At 70.2% G+C, this 14,113-nt stretch carries 10 protein-coding genes; 4 read left to right on the top strand and 6 right to left on the bottom strand.

The genetic code is table 11. The features are described 5' to 3' along the window. A complete protein-coding gene (locus ACIBTS_RS43795) occupies positions 1-1,299 on the top strand; it encodes an LCP family protein (protein WP_399326784.1) in 1,299 nt (432 codons plus the stop codon). 78 nt (positions 1,300-1,377) lie between these two features. Here the strand turns inward: ACIBTS_RS43795 and ACIBTS_RS43790 are convergent, their stop codons facing one another. Together ACIBTS_RS43790 and ACIBTS_RS43785 are read right to left on the bottom strand one after the other, a co-directional pair. Next, positions 1,378-1,740, bottom strand: coding sequence for a four-helix bundle copper-binding protein (locus ACIBTS_RS43790; protein WP_399326782.1), 363 nt, complete (start codon positions 1,738-1,740; stop codon positions 1,378-1,380). A 258-nt stretch (positions 1,741-1,998) separates the two neighbouring features. Further along, positions 1,999-3,474 (bottom strand): LCP family protein, encoded by a 1,476-nt coding sequence (locus tag ACIBTS_RS43785; protein WP_399326780.1) that lies wholly within the window; start codon positions 3,472-3,474, stop codon positions 1,999-2,001. Positions 3,475-3,607: 133 nt separating this feature from the next. Between ACIBTS_RS43785 and ACIBTS_RS43780 the strand changes: the two genes are divergently transcribed. Beyond that, the gene (locus tag ACIBTS_RS43780) at positions 3,608-4,675 is read left to right on the top strand and encodes a glycosyltransferase family 2 protein (protein WP_399326778.1); all 1,068 of its coding nucleotides are present in this window, start codon (positions 3,608-3,610) and stop codon (positions 4,673-4,675) included. A gap of 46 nt (positions 4,676-4,721) precedes the next feature. Here ACIBTS_RS43780 and ACIBTS_RS43775 read toward each other — a convergent pair whose 3' ends face one another. From ACIBTS_RS43775 to ACIBTS_RS43760, 4 genes are all read right to left on the bottom strand, one after another. Beyond that, complete coding sequence (locus tag ACIBTS_RS43775; RefSeq protein WP_399326776.1) at positions 4,722-6,338, bottom strand: LCP family protein; 1,617 nt, start codon at positions 6,336-6,338, stop codon at positions 4,722-4,724. Positions 6,339-6,470: 132 nt separating this feature from the next. Beyond that, complete coding sequence (locus tag ACIBTS_RS43770) at positions 6,471-8,303, bottom strand: LCP family protein (protein WP_399326774.1); 1,833 nt, start codon at positions 8,301-8,303, stop codon at positions 6,471-6,473. Between the two features lie 244 nt (positions 8,304-8,547). Beyond that, entirely contained in the window at positions 8,548-9,681 is a 1,134-nt protein-coding gene (locus tag ACIBTS_RS43765) for an LCP family protein (protein WP_399326809.1), read from the bottom strand. Positions 9,682-10,144: 463 nt separating this feature from the next. Further along, a complete protein-coding gene (locus tag ACIBTS_RS43760; RefSeq protein ID WP_399326772.1) occupies positions 10,145-10,903 on the bottom strand; it encodes a TIGR03089 family protein in 759 nt (252 codons plus the stop codon). Between the two features lie 149 nt (positions 10,904-11,052). Between ACIBTS_RS43760 and ACIBTS_RS43755 the strand changes: the two genes are divergently transcribed. Together ACIBTS_RS43755 and ACIBTS_RS43750 are read left to right on the top strand one after the other, a co-directional pair. After that, positions 11,053-12,807 carry an N-acetylmuramoyl-L-alanine amidase gene (locus ACIBTS_RS43755; RefSeq protein ID WP_399326770.1) on the top strand — a complete coding sequence of 585 codons (1,755 nt, stop codon included), beginning with the start codon at positions 11,053-11,055 and terminating at the stop codon, positions 12,805-12,807. 218 nt (positions 12,808-13,025) lie between these two features. Beyond that, a complete protein-coding gene (locus tag ACIBTS_RS43750) occupies positions 13,026-14,108 on the top strand; it encodes a sugar phosphate nucleotidyltransferase (RefSeq protein WP_399326767.1) in 1,083 nt (360 codons plus the stop codon). Positions 14,109-14,113 lie beyond the last annotated feature (5 nt).

The raw sequence follows: 14,113 nt of genomic DNA, 5'->3' as shown, positions 1-14,113 counted from the left end.
ATGAACGATTGGCCCGAGGGATGGTCCGACAACGACCGCGGCAACCGGTACGGAAGCGGCAGCGCGAGCGCACAGCCCGAGAGCGCGCGCGTCATGCGGCAGGTCCGCCGCGGCCCGGCCGCCCCGCCGCACGGCCCCGGCGTCCCGCCGCAGCCGTCGTACGTCAACGGTCAGGGATACGGCGACTACACCGACGCGCGGGGGTCGGGGTACGACAGCGGCTACAACACGGGCCAGGTCTACGGAGGCGGCGGTGACTCCGGCGGGCCGGGCGGACCGGCCGACCCCGGCGGTACGGTCACCCGGGGTCCGCGGCCCGCGCCGAACTGGCGACGCCGTATCAAGTGGACCGCGATCACCGTCGTGACCGTGCTGGTCGTGACGTCGGTCGCCACCTACTTCTGGGCCGACTCCAAACTGCGTCGCGAGGTCGACCTGTCCAAGGTCATCGACCGGCCGGAAGGGGGCGACGGCACCAACTACCTCATCGTCGGCTCCGACAGCCGTGAGGGCATGTCCGCAGCGGAGAAGAAGGAACTGCACACGGGCTCCGCCGAGGGCAAGCGCACCGACTCGATGATGATCCTGCACGTCGGCTCCAACGGCGACACCCTGGTCTCGCTGCCCCGTGACTCGGACGTGGAGATCCCGACGTTCGTCGGCTCCGAGTCCGGCAAGACCTTCAAGGGCACCGGCCGGCACACGAAGCTGAACGCCGCGTACGCGATGGACGGTCCGGAACTGCTCGTGCGCACCGTCGAGTTCAACACCGGCCTGCGCATCGACCACTACGTCGAGATCGGCTTCGCCGGCTTCGCGAAGATCGTGGACGCGGTCGGCGGCGTCGAGATCACCATCGACAAGGCGTTCAAGGACAAGTACTCGGGCGCCGACTTCCAGGCGGGCAAGCAGAAGCTGAACGGTGAGGAGGCGCTCGCCTTCGTCCGTACCCGGCACGCCTTCGCCGCGTCCGACCTGGAGCGTACGAAGAACCAGCAGAAGTTCCTCGCGGCGCTGGCCCACGAGGTGGCGACCCCGTCGACGGTCATGAACCCGTTCAAGCTGTACCCGACGCTGGGCGCGGGCCTGGACTCGCTGATCGTCGACAAGGACATGGGCCTGTACGACCTGGCCTCCATGTTCTTCGCGATGAAGGGCGTCAACGGCGGCGACGGCACCTCGATGAACATGCCGATCTCCGGCTCCACCGGCGGCAACCTCGTCTGGGACAAGGCGAAGGTGAAGCAGCTGGTGAGCGAGCTGAACAACGACGAGAAGGTCACCGTCTCGGGCAACTGACCCGGCGGCGGACCGGCAGGGCACGGGCCTGCTCGGGGGCACCCGCACAGGGTGCCCCCGAGCTCGTTCAGACGGCGGTCACATCCGGGTGCCCGCCATCGCGCGGCACATCTCGGCGCAGCGGCGACAGGACTCGGCGCAGCGCATCATCTGCGGATCGTCCGGCATGGCCATACACGCCTCGGCGCACATGTCGCACGCCTTGGCGCACAGCGCGCACATCTCGGCCGACATGGGCGAGCGCCGCATCATCATGTCGGCGCACATACGGGTCATCTCGGAGCAGTCCATGAGCGCGCGCATGATCTGCATCTGGGCCTGGCCGCCCATCTGCATGCAGGAGCTCATCGTCTCCTCGCACACGGTGTGGCAGGACATGCACGCCTCGACGCAGTCCTGCATCGGCTTGCTCATGGCGGTCATGGTTCCGGGCTGGGTCATGGCTCCTCCTGGGGGGTGAGGGGGCCCGGGGCGGGCCCGCGCGTGCGTTTCCGTCCTACGCCCTCCGGGGCCCCCACGCCATTGGGCGGACGGCACCGATCCGCCCCGATCCACATCGATCCGCCCCGATCCGCAATGGAAACGCACATTCGCCCGGACGTCTCAACGACGCCCCGCCGGCGCCCACCGGCACATGGTCGGCGGCGCCGCAGGTCCATCAGGGTTACGGTCCAGCCGTCGCCCCCTACGGCACGCCCCTCAGGAACACCCCACCTCGTCGCCCCGAACCACCCCGAACGCCGCCTGTGCCGCGTCCTCGTTCCCGTCTCCCCGCACCTTCCGCACGCCTCGGAAGTCCGTGCCCGTGATCACCTTCAGGGTGGGGCCGAGGCCGGGGACGGCGCGTAGTTCGCTGCCCGGCAGGGCCGTCGCGAGGGACTTCGCGGAGCGGTCCCAGCGGGGGTCGTAGGCGACGACCGTGTGCCCGGCGGCGGGCGCGGTCGCGCTGACCGGGTGGCGGGTCGTGCGGAAGCCCGTCGCCGCCAGGGCGCTGTCCACGCGCTTGCCGAGCCCCGCCGTGCGGGTGCCGTTCTCGACCTGGACCCGGATCTGCTGCGGGGCGACGTCCACGCGCGTGACCGGGCGGTCGGGATGCCGGGCGGCGAGGGGCTCGTCGTCACGCAGGGACGCGAAGAGGCGCTGCGACTTCACCGGGTCCCACTTCAGCGTCGAGCCGATGCCCTTCACGACGTATCCCATCCGGCCGATGGGGACGGTGGTGAACTCGGAGGAGGAAGGGGAGAAGGTGCGCATTGCCCGGCCGAGGTCCAGGAGTTCGTCGGCGCCGAAGCCGCGGTCGGCGCGGACCGAGCCGAGGACGGCCCGGGTGACGTCGCGGAACTTCAGCGGGTTCAGCAGGATCCCGGAGGACGTCGCCTGCTCCACCAGGGCCGCCAGGAAGCGCTGCTGGCGTTTCATCCTGCCCAGGTCGGAGGTGGCGTCCGCGTGCCGGGAGCGGACGTACTGCAGGGCTTCGCCGCCCAGCAGCGTGTGGGTGCCCGGCGCGAGGTCGAGGCCCGTGTAGGAGTCCTTCAGGGGCGTGGCCGTGCAGATCCGCACGCCGCCCAGCACGTCGACCGTCTTCATGAAGCTGACGAAGTCGACCTCCAGATAGTGGTCGATCTTGATGTGGGTCATGTTCTCGACGGTGCGCACGGTGAGTTGCGGGCCGCCCTCCGCGTACGCCGCGTTGAGCTTGACCGGGTGGCCGTGGTGCTCCTCGCCGGTGACCTGGTCGGTGTGCGGGGGTGTCTCGGCGTAGGAGTCGCGCGGGAGGCTGACCACGCTGGCCCGCTCCCGGTCCGCCGAGATGTGCATGATCATGATCGTGTCGGTGCAGTGGCAGGGCGCCCCGCCCAGACGGTAGCGGCGGCGCTCGGCCGGTGTGATCCGGTCGCGGCCGTCGGTGCCGACCAGCAGGACGTTCATGCCGTGACCGGCCCGCGGACGGTTCTTCATGTCCTTGAACGGGTCGACCCGGGCGATGCCCGCGTCGATGCTGCTGATCACCGAGTGGCCGATCCCGGCGGCGGCGAGCAACACCACCGACAGCGTCGTCGCCGCCCGCATGGCCCAGCGCGGACGACGAAGGCGCCGGGCGGGCCGGACGGACGAACGCGGCGCGTAGCGCTGCGGGTGGGGGCGGCGCGGGGGCCGGGGCGAAGTGGTGGGCATACGGGGGCACCTCCGGGCGGCGGCGGTGGGCGGGGGAAGCCGTGAGAACGGTAGGCCCATACGATCTGCCGACCGGTGCAGCGCACCCGGCGGGGCGGGCCGTGTCCCCCGTTCGCGGTAACGTGAGCCCCCTATGAACGCCAATCCCGACGTGCAGCTCCCCGCCGTTTCCGTCATCATGCCCGTCCTCGACGAGGAGCGGCATCTGCGCGGAGCCGTCCAAGCGATCCTCGCGCAGGAGTACGCCGGCGAGCTGGAAGTCGTGATCGCCATCGGTCCGTCCACGGACCGTACGGACGAGATCGCGGCCCAGCTCGTGGCAGAGGACCCGCGCGTGCACACCGTCCCGAACCCGACCGGTCGCACGCCGGCCGCCCTCAACGCCGCGATCAAGGCCTCCCGCCATCCGATCGTCGTCCGCGTCGACGGCCACGGCATGCTCTCGCCGAACTACATCGCCACCGCCGTACGGCTCCTCGAGGAGACCGGCGCGCAGAACGTCGGCGGCCTGATGCACGCCGAGGGCGAGAACGACTGGGAGCACGCGGTCGCCGCCGCCATGACCTCGAAGATCGGGGTCGGCAACGCCGCCTTCCACACGGGAGGGCAGGCCGGGCCCGCCGAGACGGTGTACCTCGGGGTGTTCCGGCGCGAGGCGCTGGAGCAACAGGGCGGCTACAACGAGGAGTTCATCCGCGCCCAGGACTGGGAGCTGAACTTCCGCATCCGCGAGGCGGGCGGCCTGATCTGGTTCTCGCCCGAGCTGAAGGTGTCCTACCGGCCGCGGCCCAGCGTGCGGGCGCTCGCCAAGCAGTACAAGGACTACGGCCGGTGGCGGCATGTCGTCGCCCGCTACCACGAGGGCTCCATCAACCTGCGCTACCTCGCCCCGCCGACCGCGGTGTGCGCGATAGCGGCCGGGATCGTGGTCGGCGCCGCGCTCACCCCGCTGGGCTTCCTGATCCCCGGCGGCTACCTCGCGGCGATCGTCGCCGGGTCGCTGCCGGCCGGCAAGGGGCTGCCCGTGAAGGCACGGCTGCAGATCCCCGTCGCCCTCGCCACCATGCACATGTCCTGGGGCTTCGGCTTCCTGACCAGCCCGAAGGCGCTGGCCAGGAAGGTCATCGCGTCACGACGCCCCGCGGTCCTCAGCGACACCCCCGTCGAGACCGGCAGCGACACCCACAGCGACACCCACTGACTGAAGACGGCGCCACGAGGCGCCGTCACAGACCGCCGGACCCGGGCTACCAGGTGTAGTTCGGGTCCACGTGCATGCACTGGCTGGTGTCGGAGGCGTTGATCGCCTCGGCCGACACGGGCGTCCTGTCGTTCTTCACCGGCGCCTTGTACGTCGTCCCCGACCGCCAGTCCGCGCCCACGACGAGCGTGACCCCGGAGACCTCGGTGGACTTCTTCACCTGGCTCGTCGGGATGCCGAGGGCCTTCGCGACCGCCTGGGCGTCGCCCTGCAGGTCGGCGCTCGGGTACCGGACGACCGTCTTCGCGACGGCCGTGGCCGCGGAGGTGTCCGCGACGGCCTGGGTGAACCCCTTGCCCGTCAGCACCTGCGTCACGTCGGACGCGCGGCCGCGGGCCGCGCCCAGCTCGTCGGTGCGCGTGCCGTTGTGGACCTGCACCGCGATCTTGTCGTTGGGGGCGGCCGGGTCCGCGGGCGTCGTCGCAGTCGGCGACGGGCTCGCGGTGGCCTTCTCGGCGTCCTTGCCGTCCAGCGCGATGTCCTCGCGCACCAGACGGAACAGCTGCTTGGCGTCCTCCGTGGGCACCACCCGCTCGCCCTGGTAGCGGTTCGGCATCGTCGTCATCGTGATGCGGTCGGTGGGCACCTTCTGCAGCTCGCCCGCCAGGTCGTACATCTTCGTGATGGTGTCCAGGCCGTCGTCGACGGTGATCGCCTTCGTGGCCGCCTCGGCGAGCTTGCGCAGCTTGTTGGGGTTGGTCAGCTTGGCGTTGGCTCGCAGCTCGCGGACCATCGAGTTCATGTACATGTGCTGCGCCTTGGCGCGCGCCAGGTCGGTGTCGTCCTCGAAGCCGTAGCGGGTGCGCAGCCACTCCAGGGCCTGCTCGCCCTTGATGGAGTGCGTGCCCTTCTCCAGCTTCAGGCCGGAGCCCTTGCCGGTGCTGGTGTGCGAGTAGACGTTGGCGTCCACGCAGACCGGGACGCCGCCTATCGCGTCCGCCATCGAGACGACACCCGAGAAGTCGATCATCATGAAGTGGTCGATGTGGATGTCGGTGAGCTTCTCCCACGTGGCCACCGTGCAGCCCGGCCCGCCTCGGCTGAGCGACGCGTTCGCCATCTCGGTGGTCAGCGCCTTGTACGTGGTCCCGTCGTCGGGGTTCGTGCACTTGGGAATGGACAGCAGGGTGTCGCGCGGCATGCTCACCACCGACATGTTGCTGCGGTCCGCCGACACGTGCAGCAGCATCTGGACGTCCGCGAGCGGCGGTCCGCCGAAGTCGTACTTGGCGCCGCCGAGCTTCTGGTTCGCCGCGGTGTCGCGGGCGTCCGAGCCGATCAGCAGGATGTTCAACGCCGTCTGGCCGGCCGAGTTGGCCTTGGTGCCGGCCGCCCGGTCCTTGGCGTCGCCGATGTTCAGGTCGTCGTGCTTGATGTTCGCGTTGAGGTGTTCGTAGTAGAGGTATCCGGCCCCCGCGCCGCCGAGTATCACCACCGCGAGCACCGTCGCCGACCAGCGCAACGCGCGTCGACCCCGGCCTTTGCGCCCCGGCCCACCGCCGTCGCGGCCGCCCTTGCGCCCGCCGCCGTGTCTGGCGTCCTCGTGTCTGCCGTCCTTGTCGGATGCGTCCTGGTCCTGCTGCTCCCGGGCGGTCAAGGACATCGTGTCCTCGACCGCGGGAACCTCACCTCGCACCCCACTGCTCCCCGCCAATTCCCCTGCCCCTCCCCGCCGTGCGCCTGACACGGGCCCGCCCCGCGTCAAGTCAGACGCTCGACGGGCCCGAAGGGTTACCTACTTGGCGCACTGGACCTTGTCCGCTGTGGACTTCTGGACCGAGTCCGGGACTTTCGCCGCCGCCGTGAGCGAGACGCCCGCGCCCTTGAAGTCCTTGCCCAGCGTCAGCGTCATCGTCGGCAGACCCTGGGAGTTCAGGACGCTCTTGCCCGGCTTCAGAGCGGTACCGGGCAGCCCCATGACGGCGGCGAGCTTGCGTGCCTGGTCCGCCTGGTCGGGCCCGTACTCGAGCGTCGTCCTGGCCAGTGCGGCCGGTGCGTTGCCCGCGTTCTCGGACTTCGTCACGCCCTCGTCGTTCTGCAGCCAGTTAAGAGTCTCCTGTGCGCTGCCGGCGGGCGCACCGCCGTTCATGACCCGCACCCGCACCGCGGAGGCGGCGGACTGCGGGCCCTTCAGACGGGCCGCGGCCGCCGCGGCCGCCGCGTTCTTCGACGCCGCCGCCTTCTCCTTCACCTCGGTGAACGAGACATCGTCCTTGATCATCTGGAAGACGGTGGGCGCCGACGACTTGTCGAGGACGACCGTGGCCTTGACCTTCTCCGTCGGGTTGTCGACGACCGGCACGGTGGTGAAGGTCAGGTTCTTGACGTCGAGCTTGCCCAGCTCCAGACCCAAGTCCTTCAGCTTGTTGATGCTGTCGAGCTGGGAGTCGACGGTCAGCGCCTTGGTGCCCGCCTCCGCCAGCTTGATCATCTTGGTGGGGCTGCTGAGCGTGTCGTTCGACTTCAGCTTCCGCATCAGCGCGCTGAGGAACTGCTGCTGGAGCTGGATCCGGCTCAGGTCGCCGCCGAAGCCCACCGAGTGCCGGGTGCGCACGAAGGCCAGCGCCTCCTCGCCCTGGATGAGGTGCGTGCCCTTGGCCAGCTTCAGCTTGGAGTCCTTGTCGTCGATGTCCTTGGCCAGACACACCTCGACACCGCCGACCGCCGTGGTCAGCGTCTTCACCGCGTTGAAGTCGGCGACCATGAAATTGTCCGCCTGGATCCCCGTCAGCTCGGTGACCGTACGCACGGTGCAGCTCGGCGTACGGCCGTCCTGCCCGAGGCTGGTGTTGAAGCGGACGCCGCTCGTGCCCGGGATGACCTTGGTGGTCCCGTCCGCCTGCGCGGTCTGGCAGTCCGGGACGTCCACGATCAGGTCGCGCGGGATGCTCAACGCGGTCGCGTTCGTCCGGTCCTTGGAGACGTGCAGCAGGATCGTGGTGTCCGCGTGCCCCACGCTGCCGGAGTCGCCGTAGCCCTCGTTGCCCGAACCGGTGCGCTTGTCGGTGCCGATCACCAGCAGGTTGATCGCCTTGTCCTTGCTGAAGCCACCGGTGCTCGCGCCGTCGTCGGAGACGGATGTGATGTTGTCGTTGAGGTGCTGGAGATAGAGGTAGGCCGCACCGGCCGTACCCACCAGCACGAAGGCCATGATTCCGCCGGTCCACAGCAGTATCTTCTTCGCCTTCGACTTCTTCTTCACCGGTCGGCGCCCACGCCGGTTCGTCACCGGTTCCTCCGGCGCGCCCCGGCGCCGGCGCGGCCCCGGCACCTCCGGGCTGAGCGCCGTCCCGGACGGCGAGGCCGACGGCGAGAGGGACGACGAGGGTGACATCGCACCCTGTCCCACCCCCGCTCCCGTCGTACCCGCCGTACGACCGCGCGCGGAACCGCCGCCGCCGCGCCCGCCACCGCCGGATTGGCCGGAGCCGGATCTGCGCGGTCCGGGCACCGCCGACTGCGGTCCGGAAGGACTCAGTCGCAGTTCGTATTCACCGGTGTTCGGATTGAGCACCCACTGGTCTGCGGGATCGATGTTGTCCGCCCGCCCACGGCCTTGCGCGTCCACGGTTGTCCGAATCCTCCGTCGGGGCCACGCGGCGCCTTTCCCCCTTCAAAGGCGCTCGGGTCTCGGTCACACGGTGCGCGACCCCAGGAAGGACCTCGCGGCCAGGTGCACCGGACCGCTCACACTATCCGCCCAGTTCAGCGTTGGGCGACGGCCGTGACAAATTCCACGCCCCTACAAGCGGGCAATCCGCCCCATTTCCTTGAACTCCAGTTCTCCGCAAGAGCTCGACTTGGTGAGCGCTTTACCCGCAGGTGTCCTCGGCGGCGGTGTTTCCGCGGAACGTCGGAGCGGGTGGAGTGGGCGAAACCACCGCGTAAGCCGCACGGTTCACATCCAAGGATCCGTACGGTCCGTAGCCGGAAGACTTCGAAGAGCTGGATTTCGTGGGAACTTCCTTGGAAACCACGAGCGGCGCGTCGATGCGCAACCGCTCGAAGAGTTTTTCCGCCTCGGGCTCCACGAGTTGGTCACGATTGGCGTTGTAGACGTACGACTCCCGTGGAACGGTCAGGAATTGCACATGTTCGGTAGGAATGTCTCGCAAACCGCGCACGAGTTCGTAGAGTCCGCGCAGACTCGCCAGATCCGGGTCGGTGGTGAGAGAGGACGTGGCCGCGTCCAGGACCGGATACAGCTTCACCGGGTTCAGCAGGACGTGATTGCTCTGCACCTTGCTGACGAGCGCCCCGAGGAACCGCTGCTGCCGTTCCATCCGGTCGGTGTCACTCCCGTCCCCCAGCGACTTACGGGCCCGCACGTACCCGAGCGCCTGCTCCCCGTCGAGCGTGACCTTCCCGGCGGGCAGCCGCAGCTTGGCGGCCTTGTCGTCGATGGGCTTGCTCAGACAGACCTCCACCCCGTCCACGGCGTCCACCACATCCTTGAACCCACGGAAGTCGACGACGACGTGATGATCGATCCGCACCCCCGTCAGCTTCTCCACCGTCCGGATCGTGCAGGCCGAACCCCCGGTCTGGAACGCGTAGTTGAACATCGTGAACGTCGCTTCGGCCCGCTTCCCGTCCGCCCGCAGACACGCCGGCACGTCCACCATCAGATCCCTGGGCAGGGACACGGCGGTGGCGCTGCCCCGCCCCGCGGCCAGATGCAGCAGGATCGTCGTGTCCGACCGCTCGGTCCCCGAGTCCCGCCCGTACTCCTCGTTACCGTCCCCGGCCCGCGAGTCGGACCCGATGAGCAGGATGTTCTGCGCGTCCTTCACCAACGACGTCGGCCGCTCCTTCGCATACCGCGCCAGTTCCGCCGCGGCCGCGTCATCGGGCGTGATGTTCCCGTCGAGCTTCACGTAGACGACCCACCCGGCCACCCCGAGCCCCAGCACGACCACGCCCACGGCCCCCACCCCGTACCGCATCCACCGCCGCCGACGCCGCACCGGCGGCGACCGCCACAGTTCCCACTGCCGAGGCCGCAAGGAGTACTTCACGTCCGATCTACCCCCTCCCGCCACGCGAGCGCACAGAACACCACCGCAGCACCGCACCACGGCCGCACTTACGACGATGGCGCGAAGTGGGGGGCGAGGGCGGGTGGGGGTGGGCCGAACGGGTGAGGGGCGGGGCCTTGCGGGCGGGGTGAGGGGGGGATTGACCCCGGGCTGTCGAGTGGGTTGCGGTGCGGCACACCCTGTCCGGCGGCGCCCGGGAGGCGGGGGTGCGTACTTTCGGCCCGTTGGGGGTCCCCCCTCCGGGGGAGTTCGAGGACGAGGCCCCTTCAGGGCCGAAGCGGGGACCTGGGGGCGGCGGCCCCCAGCGAGGCCGACACCAACGCACGGTGCCTCAAAACACCGGGCACCTCACCCCCGGCCAACAGCAACTTCACCGAGCCGTAGCCGAAACCCTCTCGCTCTCGATCCGCTTCGCCAGCGCCTCCTCGCCGAGCTGCGCCAGATTCCGGCACAGCACCACGGACCCCCCACTTGCCAACGGCGCGTACAACCCCGCGCTCAGCCCGTCCCAGGTGTCGTACGCCAGCCCGGACAGCAGCCGCGACCCGGGCCCGGTCAGCCCCAGCCCCGACGCCTCCGCCCGCGCCCGCTCCACGACCTCCGCAGCGGTGTACTCGCCCCCGGCCACGATCAGCGCGGGCTCCTCGGGGTCGACGGGGACGTACGGCACGAAGCGGTCCCCGAAACTCGGGACGCTCACGGCGTAGTCGTCGTACCCCTCAGGAGGACCCGGCACGAAGCGTCGGCCGAGCGGCGCCAGCGACAGCGCGTACCGCTCGCCCCGGCACGCCAGCCCCGCTTCGAACTGCCCCGGCCCGGCGACGACGAAATCCGCCCGCGCCGGATCCCCGGCCACGTCCGCGACGACGCCCACCGACGAACACGCCAGCAGCCACACCGCCGTCTGCCAGTGTGCGGGCAGCAGCAGCGCGACCCGGTCGCCGGGCTCGGCGGACAGCCCGTCCTGGAGGAGATTCGCGGTCTTGGCCACCCAGTTGGCGAAGGTGGCCACGGACAATTCGACCCGTTCGCCGGTGGCGTCGTCGTAGAAGGTCACCAGGGGACGCGCGGGGTCCGCGGCCAGCGTGGAACGCAGCAGGTCGGCAGGGGTGCGATCGGTGGCAGTCACCCGCGCAAGCGTACGCGCCGCCCCGCTGCCGCACGTGTCACGGCCCTCTCCCGGAGCCCTCCCGGCGCCACCGGTTCGGCGGAACGCGCCCAACGGCCCGTCAACTCCCCGATGGACAGAAATGTATGGCTATGTCCAGGATCGGTGGCATGCGTGGATTGCTTGCTTCTTCGATAGGTGTCACCTGCGTGGCGGCTCTCGCCCTGCCGCTGACGCCGCCCGCCACCGCGGCGACGGTGCGACCGGCGCCGGCCGCAGAGGCGGCGTCCGCCGGGACGACCAGGGCCACAAGCCCCGACACCCCCCCGACACGATCCCTACCCGACCGACCCGACCTACCGGGTCGACCTGACCGACCAGATCGACCCGGCCGACCTGATCGATCCGACCGACCTGATCGATCCGACCGACCTGATCGATCCGGCCGACCTGATCGATCCGGCCGACCTGACCGATCCGACCGACCTGACCGATTCGACCGAACTGACCTACCCGGCCTCCCGGGCAGTACCCAGTCGTTGCCCCTCAACCCCCTCACCGGCGACCGAGCCCGCGGCGGCGTCGTCGCCGGCCAGGGGCTGCCCCGCCGGGACGTACGCCACTTCTCCCTCCTCGGCGTCGTCTGGGACGACCCGGCCACCGAGCTCCACGGCCGCGTCCAGGTCCGTACCCGGCCGGCCGGCGCCGGCGCCTGGTCCGACTGGCAGGACGTCGAGACGCACAACGCCGACCACGGCGCCGACCCCGGCACACCCGAGAGCGCCTCGGGACAGGTCCGCGGCGCGACAGCCCCGCTCTGGGTCGGCGACTCCGACGGCGTCGAGATCCGCGTCCAACCGGACATGGAACGCCGTACGGAGGAGACGGCCCGCGGCACCCGCATCCTCTCGACCGCCGCCCCCCTCCCCGCGGGCCTGCGACTGGAACTGGTCGACCCCGGAACGACCACCCCGGCCGCCCCGGCGGGCCCCCCGTCCAGCCAAACGTTGCCCGCCGGAACCGACCCGAAGGCCGACCAGCCCCCGGCACAGGCCGACGCGGGCACCACCGTGAGGCCCGCCGACATGACCACCACCACAACGCCCGCCTCCTCCACCACCACAACGGCCGCCGACACGACCACAACGCCGGTCGACGCCACCGAGATGACGCCCGCGGCGATCGAGGCCTCAGCCGTCAACGCCCCCCTCGCCCCGCTCGACGCCACGGAGATCCCCGCCCTGGACCGATGGGGCACCGAACGCGAGCTCTTCAGCCTGCGCGCGGCCGAGTTGACGTCGGCCCAGCGGGTGCAGCCGTACATCGGCCCGCGCCCGACCATCGTCACGCGCCGCGGCTGGGGCGCCGACGAAAGCCTGCGCGAGAGCGGCTTCCGCTACACGACGTCGGTCAAGGCGGCGTTCGTGCACCACACGGCGTCGGGCAACAGCTACAAGTGCTCGCAGGCTCCCTCCGTCATCCGCGGTATCTACCGCTACCACGTCAAGAGCATGGGCTGGCGCGACATCGGCTACAACTTCCTCGTCGACAAGTGCGGGAAGATCTACGAGGGCCGCGCCGGGGGAGTGGCGAAGCCGGTCCTGGGCGCCCACACCCTCGGGTTCAACTCCAACAGCATGGGGATCGCCGTCCTCGGCACCTTCTCCAGCGCCAAACCGAACTCCGCCACGGTCACGGCCGTCGCCCGACTGACGGCGTGGAAGCTCGGTCTCTTCGGGGCGAATCCGAAAGGCAAGACATACCTGAAGTCCGCGGGTGGCAATCTCTACGCAAAGGGAAAGAACGTACGGCTGAATGTGATCTCCGGACACCGGGACGGCTACGCCACGGAATGCCCGGGCAAGCAGCTCTACGGCAAGCTCGGCTCGGCCCGTTCGACCGCGGCGCGCTACCAGGGGCGCTGAGGAAGATGGGGGCACATTCAGCAGCCGTCGGGGGGACAGTCTCCTGGGACTGGGACGGAACGCTCCTGAGACTGGGACGGAACGCTCCTTGGACCGGACCGGAACGTTCGGGGACGGGAACCGAACACCAACGGCCTGGAAGTCGCCACACAACGGTCTGCATAAACTGGCCGGTCGAAAGGCAGTTCGGCCGGTCCCGGCAGGAAGCAGAGACGACGGTGACAGAAGCGATCCTCCTGGTCGGCGGCAAGGGCACCCGGCTGCGCCCGCTCACGGTGCACACACCCAAACCCATGGTCAGGGCGGCGGGCGTGCCGTTCCTCACGCACCAACTGGCGCGGGCGAGAGCGGCGGGCGTAGGCCACATCGTCCTCGCGACGAGCTATCTGGCGGAGGTCTTCGAACCGTACTTCGGCGACGGCTCGGCACTGGGCCTGCACATCGAGTACGTGACGGAGGACGAACCCCTCGGCACCGGCGGCGCGATCCGCAACGTGGCGTCCCGGCTGCACTCGGGCCCCGACGACCCGGTGCTGGTCTTCAACGGCGACATCCTCACCGGCCTGGACATCGGGCGACTCGTGGCCACGCACGAGACGACGGGTGCGGACGTCTCCCTCCACCTCACGAAGGTGACGGACCCCCGGGCCTACGGCCTGGTCCCCACGGACGAGACGGGCAAGGTCCTGGCGTTCCTGGAGAAGCCGCAGACCCCCGAGGAGATGGTCACCGACCAGATCAACGCGGGCGCCTACGTGTTCCGCCGCTCGGTCATCGACACGATCCCGCCGGGCCGCCCGGTGTCGGTGGAGCGCGAGACGTTCCCCGACCTCCTCTCCGCCGGCGCCCACCTCCAGGGCATGGTCGACTCGACGTACTGGCTGGACCTCGGCACCCCCGCGGCCTTCGTCCGGGGTTCGGCGGACCTGGTCCTCGGCCGCGCCCCGTCGCCTGCGGTCCCCGGCCGCTGCGGAGACCGCCTGGTCCTGCCCACGGCCAGGGTCGCCCCCGACGCCAAGCTGACCGGCGGCACGGTGGTGGGCGAGGGCGCGTTCGTGGCGGAGGGCGCGCGGGTCTTCGGCTCCACGATCCTTCCCGGCGCCGTCATCGAACCCGGCGCCGTCATCACCGACTCCCTCATCGGCACCCGGGCCCGCGTGGGCGAACGCTCCGTCCTCACCGGCACGGTCATCGGCGACGGCGCGATCATCGGCCCCGACAACGAACTCCGCGACGGCGCGCGGGTGTGGTGCGACGCGCGCATCCCGGCAGGCGCGGTCCGCTTCTCCTCGGACCAGTAGACGCG

It is taken from the genome of Streptomyces sp. NPDC050121, assembly GCF_044460385.1.
GTDB lineage: Bacteria > Actinomycetota > Actinomycetes > Streptomycetales > Streptomycetaceae > Streptomyces > Streptomyces soliscabiei.
The sequence above is the reverse complement of the archived record's forward strand: the minus strand, read 5'-3'. Positions and strand labels throughout refer to the sequence as shown.